The sequence below is a fragment of the Bacillus cereus group sp. BfR-BA-01383 genome (assembly GCF_022663495.1).
GTDB lineage: Bacteria > Bacillota > Bacilli > Bacillales > Bacillaceae_G > Bacillus_A > Bacillus_A cereus_AU.
Genome location: NZ_JAKUFP010000038.1, coordinates 21,728 through 37,334, shown reverse-complemented (window position 1 = coordinate 37,334; position 15,607 = coordinate 21,728). Strand labels below are relative to the sequence as shown.

Here is a 15,607-nt window from a genome sequence, read left to right as displayed (position 1 = left end):
CAAATGAAAAACACCTCCGTTGAATTTGCATACTTAGTATGCGAATTCAGGAGGTGTTTTTTTCATGTACCACTATTCGGGTTCACTTCAACTAATGAAAGGTGTTTTGAATTAATATTATAGTTCATCTTCTTCCGCTTTTTAAATGGATATTATATCTGCACCAGAATTAGTAAGATGGAAAATAAAAAAATCTGAAAAATAAAATAATTAAATCAAAATGTTGTTGACACCTTCCATTAGTATTAGTATATTCTAATCAGAAACCGGTTTATAATCATAATAATTTGATTATTCTTGATTTATTAATCGTATCTTTGAAAAATAATAGCTAATTTATTTTTCAGAGATATGTGAATGTATTAGGAGGAAATGAATTGAAGAAAAAGACATTCACAATCTATGATATCGCCGAAGCGACAAATGTTTCCCCTGCAACTGTATCGCGTGTCTTAAACGGAAATTATCCGGTCAGTCGAAGAACTAGAGAAAAAGTAATGGCTAAAATTGAGGAATATAATTTTCAACCTAACGGTATTGCGAGAAGTTTAACTAGAAAAGAAACAAAGATGATTGGATTTATTTTACCGGATATAACGAATCCTTTCTTTTCAAGCATTTTTATAGAAGTTGAAAAATATGCGCTCATAAAGGGGTACACCATTTTTTTATGTAACTCGATGAATGATAGTACGATGGAGTCTCTTTATTTAAGAGTTCTCTCTGAACGCCAGGTTGAAGGCATAATAATGATGGGTGGAAGGATCAATAAAACAGTAACTGTTCTTGAAGAGGCCGAAGAAGTCTTGGATGTTATGAGTAAAATACCTGTTTTAATGATCAATGGGGAAATGGAGAGTGTAGATTGTTATAAAGTAAGATCCGATGAAAATAAGGGAATTCGAATGATTGTAGATTATTTGGTGAAAATGGGCCACAAAAACATTGGTTTACTTGGAGGGAAAGAGGGGGTTACTTCAACTGATATTAAAGTACAGGGATTGATAGAGACTCTTAAAGAATATCATTTAATCTATAACCCTAATTGGCATATATACAGTGAGTTTTCAGTAGAAAGCGGAGAATATGCGATGAAAACGTTGTTGCAAAACAGGGAATTGCCAACCGCCATTATTTGTATAAATGACATGGTCGCTTCTGGTGCTTTAATTGAGTGCAACAATCAAAATATTAATCCTGAGAAATTTTCCTTTGTGGGATATGATGATACTTTTGTAGCTAGTATAGTGACTCCAAGCTTAACCTCTGTAAACCATGATTATGAAAAAATTGGTAAAGAGGCAGTCGATTTAATTATTGATGCAAAAAGTGAGAAAGAAGAGAGAAAAGAAATTGTAGTTGAGCCCTTTTTAACTAAAAGGAACTCGATTCATTTTTGTTAAAAAGAAACCGGTTTCTATAAGGAGTTAAAATCGAAATTCTTAGTTTATGTAGCAAAAAACAGGGGAATGATTCCTAAAGAAGATTGGGTAGCAATAGATTTTGGTCATGAGAATACTGTCTCCCAATTAGATTTTCATTTTTATGATGATGGGGGAGGTACGAGACCACCTGCTTCCTTGCACCTCGAATATTGGAATGGGAAAGAGTGGAAAGCAATCGAGGGAACTCAGTCGGATGTTAATATGAAAAAGGAGTTAACTCTTCGTTTCGCGCCGATTGCTACATCGCAGATTAGAGTTGTGATGAAAGCAGCACAGAGTACTTGCATAGCCATTTCAGAAATAAAAGCATGGGGATAAGGGTGATAATCCCATCGCTATCAAGCTAACAAAACAAAATTCCCCCTATATGGAAGATCACATTAACAGAGAAAAAATATGCTCAAATCGTCAAAGAGCTAGAAGCAAAGCTAAATCATGGCGAGGAAGCAACTGAAGAGTTCAATTCTAGTGCTGCACTTGCTCATTCTAAATAAAGAAGTAGAGGATATCTAAGATGAACATTACAACAAAAGATTTCGGTGCAGGTTATACGATTATCACTATTACCAATCTGAACGGCCTGCAGTTGACTGTTTCAGATTTCGGTGCTCGCATTACGAGTTTAAAGGTACCAACAACGAATGGTCTACGTGAGCTCGTACTTGGTTTTGATACGGCACAGGAATATCTTGAAAAGGATTTATATATTGGTGCCTCAATTGGACGAGTAGCTGGACGAATTCAAAATGGAACTTTTCAAATTGATGAGAAAATCTATAAAGTACAAATTGATGAGACAACCGGAAACACTTTACATGGCGGTACCCCGGGATTTGAAAGTAAAAAGTGGCAATATCAAGTTATCGATAATAATGATGAGGTCTCAGTGATATTTCATACGGTGAGTCCAGATGGTGAAAATGGTTTTCCGGGGACTCTTGATGTTAAGATACGTTACACAATAAATAATGAGAATATTTGGAAAATATAAACTAGGGCGACAAGTGACAAAGATACCTTGTTTAATCCAACTAATCACGTGTATTTCAACTTAACTGGTGATGTAACGCAACCTGTAAATGAACACACATTATGGGTGAATAGTGATAGATTTGCACCACTTGATCAGGAAAGTATTCCAATTGGTGAAAAGTTTCCTGTAGAAGGTACTGCGTTTGATTTTCGAAAGCCAGTTAAACTCAAAGAAACCTTCAATAGTACTTTTGTTCAAAAAGAATTAGTGGATGGAATTGATCACCCATTTTTCTTGAACCGACCTGAGCTACTACATAGTTCAGTGAAACTCATTAGCCCGGATGAAGTGGTCAAAATTGAAATAGTCACAAAAGAACCAAGTGTCGTCATCTTTACGGCAAATTTTGGTGAGAATACGCCTCTCATGCATGGCAAGAAACTTGCACACCATGGTGGAATTACCTTTGAAACACAGGTTTCCCCGGGTGCTGAACAGTATTCTGATTTGGGGAATATGGTTCTTAGGGCAGATTCAACTTATCAAACGATGACAGAATTTCATATTATTGTTCCATTACCATAAGTCGGGGTTGAATTAAGTTAGATTGAATTATTTTCCATAAATGACTATAAAAAAAGTGAAAACTCCCGAATCGTAATTGTTGTCGAGACAAACCAAGAGAGGAATTTTCACTTTGTACGCTAAGTTTATCAAAATGATTTTGCCGTATGATTACGGACTTGGGTTAATTCGTTCTTCCACGACTTCGTTTCGCCGTGAAATTGTGCGTCGTTGTCATGGTCGTGCCTTGTCAGATGTGGCATGGGAATACGACATTACTTATACCACGTTAGAAACATGTATAGAAAAATTAGATACTGCTATCAGAATTTATTTAAAATACGATGTTGTGTTTAGAAATAATAAGGAACTGTTAGAAGTGATCCAGTGAGTACTGAGATAATTTCCTTACTTAGAATAAATGTAAAAGAGAGGTTTATACTTATGGAAAAGAAACGTGAACTAACTTTAAAATTTGCTGAGGTATTTGGACCTCAAGAAACAACTCAATATTTCTCTCCAGGACGTATCAACTTAATCGGAGAACATACAGACTACAATGGTGGCTATGTGTTCCCCGCTTCTATTACTTATGGAACTTACGGAGTAGCTAAACGTCGTGAGGATGATAGAGTATTTGTTTACTCAACGAACTTTGAAGAACTTGGAGTGATTAGCTTCACGTTGAATGAACTAGATTATGATAAAAATGCAAATTGGGCAAATTATGTAAAAGGAGTTATCTTAACACTGAAAGAAGCAGGTCATAAAATAGACTGTGGTTTTGAGTTATTAGTTGAAGGAACGATTCCAAATGGAGCGGGACTTTCAAGTAGTGCTTCACTTGAATTACTGGTAGGCATAGTATTAGAAGACTTGTTCAACTTGGACGTAACGCGACTTGAATTAGTGAAAATGGGTAAAAAAGTTGAAAATGAATTCATTGGTGTAAATTCTGGTATCATGGATCAATTTGCCATTGGATTTGGCGAGAAAGACAGAGCGATTCTCCTTGATACCAATACGTTAAAGTATGAAATGGTTCCAGTGGTTTTGGACGATTATGCTATTGTAATTATGAATACTAATAAACGTCGTGAACTAGCAGATTCAAAATATAATGAGCGCCGTGCTGAATGTGAAGAAGCACTCGCACGTCTCCAAACGAAGTTAGAGATTCATGCACTTGGAGAACTAAGCGAAGCAGAATTTGATGCAAATCAAAATCTTATTGGAGATGAAATCCTAATTAAACGCGCGAAGCATGCAGTTTACGAAAATGAACGCACAAAAAAAGCCAAAGCAGCTCTTACTGCAGGTGATTTAGAAGAATTCGGAAAGCTATTGAATGCTTCTCATACATCTTTAAGAGATGATTATGAAGTAACTGGGCTTGAATTAGATACATTGGTGGCCACTGCGCAAAAACAAGAGGGTGTTCTTGGATCCCGTATGACTGGAGCGGGATTTGGGGGATGCGCCATCGCATTAGTAAAAGAAAGTGAAACCCACACTTTTAAAAACAATGTTTATGATGAATATATCAAAGTTGTCGGATATGCGCCTGTCTTTTATGTGGCACACATTGGTAGTGGAACTACAGTGATTGGATGATGAATGAGGTGAAAACGATGAACATATGTCAAGCAATTTATGATTTTACTACACTTACGATTGAGAATGGAGCTATTGAGGAAAATGACCGAATTTATATGCACAATCAACTATTACGTTTGATTGGCGAATCGGAAATGGGAGAGATTACGAGTGTAGTTGAAACAGACCCACATGTGTTGTTAGATACGCTTATGGATAAAGCGATGGAAAATCATATTATCTCTAAAAACCAAGCTAATCGTGAAATGTTCGAAGCACTTTTAATGAATGTGATTACACCACTTCCATCTAAGGTCAATGCGAATTTTCAGGAGGCATATTGTAAAAGTCCTAAACAAGCAACGGATTATTTCTTTGAAATAAGTAAACGCAATGATTATATAAAGACCCGTGAAATTGCAAGAAATATTCATTATTTAGCAGAATCAAAATATGGTGAACTTGAGATTACTATTAATTTGTCCAAACCAGAGAAAGATTCAAAAGAGATCTTAGCGGCTAGAAATGCACCGAAGGGCAATTATCCAAAATGTTTACTTTGCATTGAAAATGAAGGGTATTTTGGTCGCTTTAACCATCCAGGTAGAAGCAATCACCGAATCCTTAACATCGAGCTAGATGGAGAAGAATGGGGTTTTCAATATTCACCATATGCATACTTTAATGAACACTCCATCGTATTATCTAAGAAGCATCGACCAATGAAAATTTCTCGTGAGGCATTCTCTCGTTTATTTAGTTTTGTAGAAATCATGCCACACTATTTCATTGGTTCAAATGCGGATTTACCTATTGTAGGAGGATCTATCTTAAGTCATGATCACTATCAAGCTGGACGCCATAACTTTCCAATGGCAAAGGCTAAAGTTATTGAAATATTTGAACTATCTGACTACCCGAATATTTCTTGTGGTATTGTCAACTGGCCAATGAGTGTGATTCGCCTCTCTTCTTTAAACAAAGAAGAACTAATTAATGCCAGTACCTATATCCATGAAAGTTGGAAGAACTATTCAGATGAATTCTTACAAATTCGTGCGCAATCAAAGGATGGCACAAAACATCATACGATTACACCAATTGTGCGACGTCGCGAAGAAAATTATGAAATTGATCTTGTACTGCGTGATAATAATGTGAGCGAAGAATACCCTGATGGAATTTTTCATCCACATCCAGATGTACAGCATATTAAGAAAGAAAATATCGGGCTTATTGAAGCCATGGGTCTTGCGATTCTCCCTCCACGTTTGATTGAGGAGCTTCATGAAGTTAAGCTGTACTTGTTAGATAAGGATGCCAATGTTCCTGAAATCCATCAAAAATGGGCAGATGAATTAAAAGCCCAGGGCGGCTATACGGAAGAGAACATCCAAAGCTTTCTTCAAACTGAAGTTGCAAAAACATTTGAACGAGTCTTAGAAGATGCTGGTGTCTATAAGATGAATAAAGATGGTAGAGCAGGGTTTGATCGCTTTATCAAAGAATTACAAAGCACAAATCGAGAGGGGATGACGAAATGACAGTTTTAGGTGGTGCAGGCTGTATCGGTAATCGATAATCTATTGACCGGTCATATCGAGTCGTTACATAAAAAAAGCGCGTTTTTACAAGGGAGATATATGTGAAATGAAAGTAATCACAAATTAACGACAAATATAATACGCTTCTTTTTTCGTTTTTTCAATAGTACGAAAAATAATTTAAAAAAATTAAAAAACCCATCGATTTCTAAAGCTTATGTATGTTATTATGACAAAAGACTTTTTGAAAGAGGTGGATACCAATGTTACAAGCGTTACTTATTTTTGTGCTTCAAATTATTTATGTTCCTATATTAACAATCCGTACGATTTTGCTTGTAAAGAATCAAACAAGATCCGCTGCTGGTGTAGGATTGTTAGAAGGTGCTATTTACATTGTCAGTTTAGGTATTGTGTTTCAAGATTTATCAAATTGGATGAACATTGTCGCCTACGTCATTGGCTTTAGTGCGGGACTATTATTAGGCGGTTATATAGAGAATAAATTAGCAATTGGATATATTACGTATCAAGTTAGTTTACTAGACCGTTGTAATGAATTAGTAGATGAATTACGCCACTCTGGATTTGGCGTTACAGTATTTGAAGGTGAAGGTATTAATTCTATTCGTTATCGTTTAGATATCGTCGCAAAACGCTCTAGAGAGAAAGAACTTTTAGAAATTATTAATGAAATTGCACCGAAAGCGTTTATGTCTTCGTATGAAATTCGTTCATTTAAAGGTGGATACTTAACGAAGGCGATGAAGAAGAGAGCGTTGTTGAAGAAGAAAGATCATCATGCATCGTAAGAAAAGGGAGTAGCTGAGAAGCTACTCTTTTTTTATTAGCGAATATCATCAATCTGAGTAGATGTACAAGCGACATTATATAAGAGAAAAATGAGTACATATATAAATGATTTAAATAGAGCTGGATTTACAATTGAGAGAATAGAAGAGCCTAAACCATCTCGTGTATTTGATGAAGAAGTGGCTGAACCTTCTACGAAGTATTATTCTTTATATAAAGCTAAAATGGTGCCGACTACGTTTATTGTGAAAGCGAGAAAATGAAAAATACAGCGTACACCGAAAAAGTGTACGCTGTATTTTTTACTGCTTATCTTTTTGGTTGAAAAATATGCTGAAAGAAGTATTTGTGATGTAAGTTATCTACAATTTTATTCGCTTGATATGTGCGGTGTTGTTCTAGTCGAAGTCTTTGCTCCATCATTTTTATTGCATGATCAGATAAACGTAACATAATGCATGTCTCCTTTTCTATAAATATAGGTGTCTATTCGGTATCGATTCCATATTTATAATTAAGGAGGCAAAATGTGTAACATAGGCAAAGAGCACCTTCCTCTCCCATTACGCTTACGAGGTTAGCTGTCGGACTCGGGAAGTGAGAGTTTCCCTACTTAAAAAAGATTCGCCCCAAGTAGCATAGCTACAAAAATGGTTCCCCCGCTCCAAAATTTGGACTCAGCAAAAGGTTATATAAGGTAAAAAATAACATAAATAAACGAATGAGTCAAACTATTTTATTTTTCCTGTCTTTTTTAAGTTGTGTAAGTACTAGACCATCAGGGAGTTCTGTATTTGTTACTTCAATGAAGCCGTGTTTTTTATATAATGCGATAGCCGGAGTATTTGCTTTTCCTGTTTGTACAATGTATGTCATGGAAGAAGGGAACATGTTAAATATATAAAGTAACAGTTTCGTTGCGATTCCTTGTTTGAAAAAATCAGGCGATACAACTAGTCGGTGAATGTCAATTACTTCTCCTTCTATAAAAGAAATAAAGCCGACAAGTTTATTTTCAGAAAAATATCCATAGAATGTTTCGCCGCAATTTTGAATATCGTTTACAGTATCATATAAACGAGGGATTGCGGTACTGTTTATATAGTCCGCTTCAATTGTATAAGCTGGTATTTGAACTTGTAAAATAGATATTGCTACTTCATAAGAATTGGTAAGTAAATTGTGAATCATAAATAATGAATCCTCCTTTGAATGTGCTATATCGATATAATTTATTGATGGATAAGTTTGACAATGTTTTTCTGTTTTGCATATAATATATGTATCTCCATACATATATTAGTAGTAGGTATATTTCTATAGTGAAATATGGTTAGCGTTGATAAATACATATTTTTGTATTGAATCATACAAACCATAATAGAAATGGGGGACTAAAAATGGGATGGATTATCACATTAATAGTTGGTGCTATTATAGGTGCAATTGCTAGTTCTATAACGGGTAAAAATTTTCCGGGTGGCATGTTCGGAAATATTATCGCAGGTTTATTAGGTGCTTCGTTAGGTAGTAGATTATTTGGATCTTTTGGGCCATCATTTGGCGGGATTCATGTCGTGCCAGCATTGTTAGGAGCAATCGTCTTAATTCTTATTGTATCATTTGTAGTGAAAGCTGTAAGGAAATAGAGATATAGATTATGATGAAAAGCCCTGATTAAGGGCTTTTCATCATTCAAAGAGGTGGTTTCGTTGGATAAAGAAAATGTAAGAAAAAGAGATAAGTTGAAAAAGTTTTTTAGAGAACAAAATTATTTAGCGGTGTTACTTGGATTTGCGTTATTGTTTATTAACATATTATTGCTAACAAAAATTTCTTTTGTGTTTACTCCGTTTATTGTCTTTTTAAAGACAATTTTCTTCCCGGTATTATTAGCGGGGGTACTATTTTATATTTTGCATCCATTTGTTTCGCTTTTAGAAAAAAAAGGTGTATCGAGAATTGTATCGATAGCTTCAATATATTTAATCGTACTAGGATTATTTGTATTTTTAGTTGTAACGGTAATCCCAATTATTCGGGACCAAATTGATGCGTTAATAAACAACTTACCGTATTTCGGTCATGAAATCGAACGAGCAGCACGTAGATTTGGGGAAAGTAATTTACTCGGTAAAATTCAGGAGAATTTAAATATTGATGTTGCGAATATGGTAAAAGACTACACAGTTGACTTTACAAAGTCATTATCATCAGTAACTGGGAATGTAACTGGATTTTTGAGTACTGTTACAGAGGTTGTTTTAACATTTGTAATGGTTCCGTTTATATTGTTCTATCTTTTAAAAGATGGTGAACAATTACCGAATCACTTTTTGAAGTTTATTTCAGAGCAAAGACAACCAGCGGCAAAGAGTATACTAGACGATATGCATTATGCGATTAGCTCGTATATTAGAGGGCAAATTATCGTTAGCTTATTTATCGGTATAATGTTATTAATCGGTTACCTTATTATCGGTATTAAATATGCGGTATTACTTGCTATTTTAGCGATGATTGTAAATATCGTTCCGTACGTAGGGCCAGTTATTGCAATTACACCAGCTTTAATTATCGCATTTATTGACTCGCCAGCAATGGTTTTAAAAGTAATTATCGTTATGATGGTTGTACAATTAGCAGAAGGTAAATTTATTTCTCCGCAAGTAATGGGGAAAAAGCTAGATATTCATCCGATTACAATTATATTTATCATATTAACTGCAGGTAACTTATTTGGAATTATGGGGATTATTTTAGCAATTCCAGGATATGCGATATTAAAAGTGTTAGTTACGCATAGTTATAGATTTGTTAAGTTGAATACATAGGAAAAAGAGCTAAAACAGAGAAGATAGATTAATCTTCTCTGTTTTTTTGTTTTATGGATACAATTTTTTAGCTTGATTGTGATGTAATGCTACACATATAAGTAATATTTATCGATTATTATAATTAATAAATATTCCATGTATTATATTTAATGATGTAAAATAAAACAGTATTCAAAAAATTAAAAATATTACAAAGGGAAATAATACAAATTCAATTGATAATGGGAGAGGATTTTATGATTCTTGGTTTACATCATGCTCAGATAACTATTCCAAAAGGAGCTGAACTAGAGAGGAAAAATTTTTATTGCGAAATTCTTGGTCTCCCTGAGAAGGAAAAGCCCGAATCACTAAAGGGGCGTGGAGGATTTTGGTTAAAAGTCGGAGATAGAGAAGTACATATAGGTACAGAGGATGATTTTGACCGGCTAAAAACAAAAGCCCATATAGCTTATCAAGTAGAGGATATATCGTACTGGAGAAATGTGTTGGAACAAAATGATATTCCGATAATTGAAGGGGTACCTATACCTGGTTTTGAACGTTTTGAGTTTAGAGATCCATTTGGAAACAGAGTGGAAATGATTCAAGAAATTTAGTCGATCCATTAGCTGATTGATATAAAGGACAGAAACAGTACCTGTCGGAAAAAATCAAATTCAGCATATTGAAATTGCGCGTTATATTGCGAAGGTAAATTTAGCGGAAATTAAAAAACGGATTGGATTTGAGGGGGAACGTTAAGCGTTCCCTTGTTTTTGCTGGAAATCTGTAATAATCTTCTCAATAACTGGAGGCAGATTACTAGGTAGCTCATCAAGCGGAAAGAAGCGTAATTCTTTTGACTCAGTTTGATCACATATAAGTTCACCATGGAATTCCCGGCAAATATAAACAACGAGTACACCGTGTACTTGATCGCCGTTTGGATAGATTTGAAAGTAATCTGGTCCTGAGTATGTACGGAATAGTTCTGGATTTCTAATGATAAGCCCAGTTTCTTCAAATACTTCTCGTTTTAAAGCGTCTTCGAGTGTTTCGTTATATTCTAAGGCACCCCCAATAATACCCCAGCGGTTAAAATCTGTACGGAGCTGCAGTAATATTTCATTTTTCTCATTTAATACAATGGCGTGTGATCCAATTAAAATAAGTGGATGATTTCCTACTAGTTTTCTCATGTCTTCAATATAACCCATAATGTTTCTCCTTATTTTTAATAATAGTTAGGAAGTTCTTTTAACATTTTTTCTGTTTTACGTGCTGTAAAGGCTAAGTTATGATCATCTTTTGTTCTAAAAAATAATGTGCGTAAAAAGGTTTTAATGTTTGCACATAAAATACAATACTCGTTTAGCGAAAGGCGTTTTCTAATTTGAGGAAGCCTTTTTATTTTTTTATAAATAATAGAAATTAACGCATCTTGCGGGAAGTCATGGTACAGCATTGATAGTAAAGGAGTAACGATACGTTCATCTTCATTATTATGAAAAAGATCAGATGGAATGAAAATTTTATTTAATAAACAATGAATTAATTCTTCATACCACTGAAAGGTCGTATAGGAATTGTGAACAATTTCAGTAAAGGCATCAGATACGTGGGCAAGGCAATGAGCCCATCCTTTATTTTCGATATAGCCTCGAAAATCCGTTTCTAAGTTTGTATATGTAATGAGTTTGTTTTTTATTTCCTCGATATCCTCCTCTGAAAAAAAGTAGTGCGAGTTAGCGAATTGGAGTATTAACGCAATTAACGAAACAGTGTAAGAACGTGTGAAAACCCCATCTGTATGTGGGGAATAAATGTCACAATATAAATATTCATCACTTAAACAAGTATGTAAAAGTAATTTCAGTTGATCGTCCATAAGGAATTCATGATGAATAAAATGCGCAAAACATTTATATATAAGTTGGTAACGAACGTAACTATCAGTCGTTCCGATATATTGAAGCATAGTTACAGTTAACTCATTTACATCTATATGATGCAGTTGCGTATAGTCATTTTGCTGTATAAGCTCTAACTGTTGTTGTAGTGCTGTAATATCCAATGGAGAACCTCCTCCGCACTTTAAAGATGCGATCTTTTCTAGTATTCTATATATTCAAGGACAATCCTGCTCATGCAAGGAGAACGATTACAAATTCGAGTATGACATAGATGAGGGAAGAATATGACGACTATAGAACTGTTAGAAAAACATTTTAAAATAAGAAGAAGCGCTTCTTCTATAATGATAAAAGAGAATAATGCAGAGATTTTTACAGAAGGGCAATTAGAAGAGATAATACAATATTGTGTTGTTGAGGCTGAAAAAGAAGGATTAGAAAAACTGCATTTTGAGATTTCTTCAAAAAGTCCAAATTATGATATGTATAAGAAATGTTTCGAAACGTATTCAATTGAATATGTTACTGAAAACATTATTGTATTTAAAGATATATACGAAGTAAAAGATGTAGAAAGTGAAATTGATTTTAAACTTATTGAACAAGCAGGAGAAGACGCTTTTTATTCTCTTTGGAAGGAAGTGATGGGAGAACAAGTCGCTTTTGATCAATTTGTAAATATGATGGAACAAGAAATTGGTGGGCAATGGAAAGAACATTGTTTAACAGCAGTTGTGGGTGAAGAGTCAATAGGAATTGTAATCCCGCATATTGAGAGAGGTACGTTAGAAGAAGGGAAACTTATGTATTTCGCAGTTGCTCCAAATATGCGAAATAAAGGGTATGAAGTAGCATTATTTACAGAGGCGATGTTTGTCTTAAAGGAAATCGGTGCATCTTATTATATTGGCGAGACAAATGTGCAAAATGCGTGGATGAAATCTATTTTTGAAGAAAACGGCTGTCAGGTGCTTAGTTGTACGGAGCGATATGTTAGAAAGTTTTAAAGGATGAATGATGTAGTCTCTCGAACTCATTTAGCGGGAGGGGACTATATATGTTAAAGCAATCAATGCATTCGTTTGTTTTATTGTATCCAGAGGTATTGTTAGACGGCTGGAAAATTGAAAAAGTTTCAGAACGTTTTGAAGGTGAAAAGTGGGAAACTTTTTGGTTTCAAGTTATTACTCCAACTGGAATGTTTCGGATAAAAGAGTTTTTCCTCGATATAATGGAGCCGGTATTTCCTGATAGTTGTATTTCTCAGGCAAAAGGAGATGGTTTTCAATATAAAGGGCTTGTGTATTGGAAAGGTGTAAATTATAAGGGGAAAGATAGTTATGTTACATCTAGATGGAAAACACAAATTGAAATTTCTATTGATCATGGATATGTAAACCAAGATGAAATGGAAAGATTTCTATTTGGGTTACAACCGGTAAATATGGAGTTTGCGAAAACGATACTACATACACCATTCCACTTATTAAGCTTTCAAGCGAAAAAAGGTGGAAGTGGTGAGATAGGAAGATGCAGAGAGTGGAGTTTTCCAGATGACGTATCATATTCGAAATTACCACTTCATGAAAAGTTAAGCTGGGAACTTGAATCGGTCGGATTCGGAAATGATGAAACGCAGTATGTATATTGGGACGAAGATAATAAACTATATGCGCTTTGGGTTTGTCGGCATAAAAACAAAGCGTATTATCCTGTGTCATCATGGACAATGAATTATGGCGTGAAACAGATTATAAACGGGTTAGAGTTTTATTCGCATAAAGAGCGCGGAACAGTTGTGTATGAGGATTTAGGTAATGAACAAATCGCATATGTATTTCGCGGGAATCCGTGTACAAATTTTGAACAAGTAAAGGAACTTTTTACGTGTTTGTAAGATAAAAAGAAAAATCGAAACGACAAAGTAAGCTTTCCTATAATACAATAGAAAAGGATTAGACTATACGAAGGAAGCGTGGGTGAAAGAATGGAGCAGCACAGACATTGGCTACAAGCAACTGTAGAACGAAATGAAGATAATACGTTACATATAAAGTGGGAAAATAATATAGAAGAAGTTCGCATTTATTGGAGTACTTCACCAGATCATATTGAAGAAAATGGAGAATTACTTGCAACGGTAAATGGAGAATCATCATATACAATTGAAAACATAAGTGAAAATGAGCGTCCATATTTTAGACTAGTAGGAAGTAATGGACAAGCAGTAACAGTAGCGGAGCGTAGATTACCATTACAAGGAGCGTTTAACTTCCGTGATATGGGAGGATATGAAACGACAGAAGGCCGTAAAGTAAAATGGGGCAAATTGTACCGTTCTGAAGAACTAGCAGGACTAACAGAATGGGATATCGAGTATTTACAAAAGTCTGGACTAAAGTTAATTTGTGACTATCGTACAGATTTTGAAGTGAAGCATAAGCCGAACCCAAGTGTTACAGGCGCCCGCCAAGTGTGTTTACCGGTTATGCAAGAGTTGGCGAAAGACTTGAATATAAACGAGTTTTTCCAAGTTGGTGACCTTTCTATGTTAGGGAAACCAGGTGAATATCTTGTGAAAATGAATCAAGATTTCGTCGATGGTAACGAGGCGTTCGTTAGCTTTTTAAAACTTGTGCAAAACCCGGAAAACTTACCGTTAGTAAACCACTGTACAGCTGGAAAAGACCGTACTGGATTTGGCTCAGCGTTATTATTACTTCTACTAGGTGTACCAGAAAAAACAGTAATGGAAGACTACTTACTAAGTAACGGCTTCCGTGAAAAATTAAACGAAAAAATGATGGCCTTTTTAGGTGCAAAATTACAAAACGATGAAAGTAGAGCAATATTAGGTGCAATGTTTGAAGCACGCGCCGAATATTTACAAGCTGCGATTGATGAAATCCAAAAGCAATACGGATCAGTTGAAGAGTATGCTGAAAAGGCTCTTGGCTTTACGAAAGAGTCGTTAGAGGAAATGAAAGTGTTATTGCTAGAAGATGAATAAGAAGATGGGAGGCTGATTTTGATTAGCCTCCTTTTATTTATAGCGCAGCTGAAAATAGAAGGAAATGGTGTATTCTATAAAGAGCAGGTTAAAGCGCTTCATAATGAAATATATAAACTTATAATGCTATCGTGTTATTATGTTAAGTGACAATAAAGTCGTTTGAAACATAATAAAGTTGTAAAAAACAGCAGTCATGTTATTCAGTTAAAGGGCTATTTGGTTGAGCGATACCTTTTAAGGAAATTGGGTATCTATGTTGAATTTTGGATGAGAGTGTGAATAATTCTCTTAAACTAACGTGTAGTTTAGTTTAAGAAGGAGTAAATAATTTCTATAATGAACTAGAGATAAAAAAGAAAGGAAATGTCGATGTATTAGATGGAGGGTTATAGTAATAGAAAGGAAATTAGGAGATGGAAAAATCAATAAAAAGTGAATTAATTGGAGTGTTTACCTTTAATGAGGTCTGTAAAGCATATCAGCAAAATAATGGGGAAATACATTGGCAATTGGATATTAGAAATGAATATGTAGATGTTAATGAGATGATGAAAAGAGCAGAGAAGCTTTTTTTATGCGTAGAAGAATTTGATAAAAAGGCTAAAGTAGCCATAGCAGAGAAATTGACTAATTACAAAAATGATTTTTGGCCTGAGTATGATGAGAATGATGAACATTTAAATTGGGATGCTGTAGATGCAGGAGAATATGATGTAACTAAAGAAAAATTTGCAAAAGCAATTACTCTCTATGACATCGAAATTAGAGCACATGATATATACTGTGAATATCATGATGGAGATTTATTTGGTGGACACATGATACATGCCTATTTTAATAATGATTATAAGTTATTAAATGCAGAGGTGTAGTTTTAGTTAGATAACAATTGAAATAAAGCGTGCTTTAGCTGAAAAAGAATTAAAC

17 protein-coding genes, 2 pseudogenes and 1 riboswitch are annotated in these 15,607 nt (G+C 34.7%); of the genes and pseudogenes, 15 read left to right on the top strand and 4 right to left on the bottom strand.

Annotated features, from left to right (window positions below):
- Nucleotides 1–377 precede the first annotated feature (377 nt).
- The 8 genes and pseudogenes from MR065_RS23285 to MR065_RS23250 form a co-directional block, all read left to right on the top strand.
- Entirely contained in the window at nt 378–1,403 is a 1,026-nt protein-coding gene (locus tag MR065_RS23285) for a LacI family DNA-binding transcriptional regulator (protein WP_242215218.1), read from the top strand.
- 66 nt (nt 1,404–1,469) lie between these two features.
- Nucleotides 1,470–1,763, top strand: a complete 294-nt coding sequence (locus tag MR065_RS23280) for a discoidin domain-containing protein (protein WP_242215217.1) — start codon at nt 1,470–1,472, stop codon at nt 1,761–1,763.
- Between the two features lie 196 nt (nt 1,764–1,959).
- Nucleotides 1,960–3,003: pseudogene (locus tag MR065_RS23275) on the top strand (galactose-1-epimerase).
- A 112-nt stretch (nt 3,004–3,115) separates the two neighbouring features.
- Nucleotides 3,116–3,373 (top strand): hypothetical protein, encoded by a 258-nt coding sequence (locus MR065_RS23270; protein WP_242215216.1) that lies wholly within the window; start codon nt 3,116–3,118, stop codon nt 3,371–3,373.
- A 53-nt stretch (nt 3,374–3,426) separates the two neighbouring features.
- On the top strand, nt 3,427–4,596 hold the full coding sequence (locus MR065_RS23265) for a galactokinase (protein WP_242215215.1): 1,170 nt from the start codon (nt 3,427–3,429) through the stop codon (nt 4,594–4,596).
- Nucleotides 4,593–6,122, top strand: coding sequence for a UDP-glucose--hexose-1-phosphate uridylyltransferase (gene galT / locus MR065_RS23260; RefSeq protein WP_242215214.1), 1,530 nt, complete (start codon nt 4,593–4,595; stop codon nt 6,120–6,122). Before MR065_RS23265 ends, galT begins: the two co-directional genes overlap by 4 nt.
- Nucleotides 6,123–6,385: 263 nt before the next feature.
- Entirely contained in the window at nt 6,386–6,934 is a 549-nt protein-coding gene (locus MR065_RS23255) for a DUF2179 domain-containing protein (protein WP_088229749.1), read from the top strand.
- A gap of 60 nt (nt 6,935–6,994) precedes the next feature.
- Nucleotides 6,995–7,198, top strand: a pseudogene (locus MR065_RS23250) (class I SAM-dependent methyltransferase); the annotation flags it as partial.
- A 46-nt stretch (nt 7,199–7,244) separates the two neighbouring features.
- On the opposite strand, the gene MR065_RS23245 reads toward MR065_RS23250, so the two are convergent.
- Both MR065_RS23245 and MR065_RS23240 read right to left on the bottom strand, forming a co-directional pair.
- Nucleotides 7,245–7,388 (bottom strand): hypothetical protein, encoded by a 144-nt coding sequence (locus MR065_RS23245; protein WP_000945244.1) that lies wholly within the window; start codon nt 7,386–7,388, stop codon nt 7,245–7,247.
- A 97-nt stretch (nt 7,389–7,485) separates the two neighbouring features.
- Nucleotides 7,486–7,628, bottom strand: a riboswitch (cyclic di-AMP (ydaO/yuaA leader).
- A gap of 33 nt (nt 7,629–7,661) precedes the next feature.
- The gene (locus MR065_RS23240) at nt 7,662–8,231 is read right to left on the bottom strand and encodes a GNAT family N-acetyltransferase (RefSeq protein ID WP_396022391.1); all 570 of its coding nucleotides are present in this window, start codon (nt 8,229–8,231) and stop codon (nt 7,662–7,664) included.
- 104 nt (nt 8,232–8,335) lie between these two features.
- Between MR065_RS23240 and MR065_RS23235 the strand changes: the two genes are divergently transcribed.
- From MR065_RS23235 to MR065_RS23225, 3 genes are all read left to right on the top strand, one after another.
- Nucleotides 8,336–8,584 carry a GlsB/YeaQ/YmgE family stress response membrane protein gene (locus tag MR065_RS23235; RefSeq protein WP_098990502.1) on the top strand — a complete coding sequence of 83 codons (249 nt, stop codon included), beginning with the start codon at nt 8,336–8,338 and terminating at the stop codon, nt 8,582–8,584.
- A gap of 63 nt (nt 8,585–8,647) precedes the next feature.
- Nucleotides 8,648–9,769 (top strand): AI-2E family transporter, encoded by a 1,122-nt coding sequence (locus MR065_RS23230; protein WP_242215212.1) that lies wholly within the window; start codon nt 8,648–8,650, stop codon nt 9,767–9,769.
- A 239-nt stretch (nt 9,770–10,008) separates the two neighbouring features.
- Nucleotides 10,009–10,371, top strand: a complete 363-nt coding sequence (locus MR065_RS23225; protein WP_242215211.1) for a VOC family protein — start codon at nt 10,009–10,011, stop codon at nt 10,369–10,371.
- A 141-nt stretch (nt 10,372–10,512) separates the two neighbouring features.
- On the opposite strand, the gene MR065_RS23220 is transcribed toward MR065_RS23225, so the two are convergent.
- Nucleotides 10,513–10,971: an NUDIX hydrolase gene (locus MR065_RS23220; protein ID WP_242215210.1), complete on the bottom strand. Its 459-nt coding sequence runs from the start codon at nt 10,969–10,971 to the stop codon at nt 10,513–10,515.
- A gap of 17 nt (nt 10,972–10,988) precedes the next feature.
- A complete protein-coding gene (locus MR065_RS23215; protein WP_242215209.1) occupies nt 10,989–11,828 on the bottom strand; it encodes a DUF2785 domain-containing protein in 840 nt (279 codons plus the stop codon).
- 123 nt (nt 11,829–11,951) lie between these two features.
- Between MR065_RS23215 and MR065_RS23210 the strand changes: the two genes are divergently transcribed.
- The 4 genes from MR065_RS23210 (at nt 11,952) to MR065_RS23195 (ending at nt 15,552) form a co-directional block, all read left to right on the top strand.
- Nucleotides 11,952–12,674, top strand: a complete 723-nt coding sequence (locus tag MR065_RS23210) for a GNAT family N-acetyltransferase (RefSeq protein ID WP_242215208.1) — start codon at nt 11,952–11,954, stop codon at nt 12,672–12,674.
- Between the two features lie 50 nt (nt 12,675–12,724).
- Nucleotides 12,725–13,564 carry a hypothetical protein gene (locus MR065_RS23205; RefSeq protein ID WP_242215207.1) on the top strand — a complete coding sequence of 280 codons (840 nt, stop codon included), beginning with the start codon at nt 12,725–12,727 and terminating at the stop codon, nt 13,562–13,564.
- A 90-nt stretch (nt 13,565–13,654) separates the two neighbouring features.
- Entirely contained in the window at nt 13,655–14,677 is a 1,023-nt protein-coding gene (locus tag MR065_RS23200) for a tyrosine-protein phosphatase (protein WP_242215206.1), read from the top strand.
- A gap of 416 nt (nt 14,678–15,093) precedes the next feature.
- A complete protein-coding gene (locus MR065_RS23195; protein ID WP_242215205.1) occupies nt 15,094–15,552 on the top strand; it encodes a DUF2262 domain-containing protein in 459 nt (152 codons plus the stop codon).
- Nucleotides 15,553–15,607 lie beyond the last annotated feature (55 nt).

Bases quoted from the DNA above. Each gene is read 5' to 3' on its own strand.
- MR065_RS23240 (WP_396022391.1), bottom strand. From the start codon at position 8,231: ATGTATGGAGATACATATATTATATGCAAAACAGAAAAACATTGTCAA.
- MR065_RS23210 (WP_242215208.1), top strand. From the start codon at position 11,952: ATGACGACTATAGAACTGTTAGAAAAACATTTTAAAATAAGAAGAAGC.
- MR065_RS23280 (WP_242215217.1), top strand. From the start codon at position 1,470: ATGATTCCTAAAGAAGATTGGGTAGCAATAGATTTTGGTCATGAGAAT.
- galT (WP_242215214.1), top strand. From the start codon at position 4,593: ATGATGAATGAGGTGAAAACGATGAACATATGTCAAGCAATTTATGAT.
- MR065_RS23200 (WP_242215206.1), top strand. From the start codon at position 13,655: ATGGAGCAGCACAGACATTGGCTACAAGCAACTGTAGAACGAAATGAA.
- MR065_RS23245 (WP_000945244.1), bottom strand. From the start codon at position 7,388: ATGTTACGTTTATCTGATCATGCAATAAAAATGATGGAGCAAAGACTT.
- MR065_RS23255 (WP_088229749.1), top strand. From the start codon at position 6,386: ATGTTACAAGCGTTACTTATTTTTGTGCTTCAAATTATTTATGTTCCT.
- MR065_RS23265 (WP_242215215.1), top strand. From the start codon at position 3,427: ATGGAAAAGAAACGTGAACTAACTTTAAAATTTGCTGAGGTATTTGGA.
- MR065_RS23225 (WP_242215211.1), top strand. From the start codon at position 10,009: ATGATTCTTGGTTTACATCATGCTCAGATAACTATTCCAAAAGGAGCT.
- MR065_RS23195 (WP_242215205.1), top strand. From the start codon at position 15,094: ATGGAAAAATCAATAAAAAGTGAATTAATTGGAGTGTTTACCTTTAAT.
- MR065_RS23205 (WP_242215207.1), top strand. From the start codon at position 12,725: ATGTTAAAGCAATCAATGCATTCGTTTGTTTTATTGTATCCAGAGGTA.
- MR065_RS23220 (WP_242215210.1), bottom strand. From the start codon at position 10,971: ATGGGTTATATTGAAGACATGAGAAAACTAGTAGGAAATCATCCACTT.
- MR065_RS23235 (WP_098990502.1), top strand. From the start codon at position 8,336: ATGGGATGGATTATCACATTAATAGTTGGTGCTATTATAGGTGCAATT.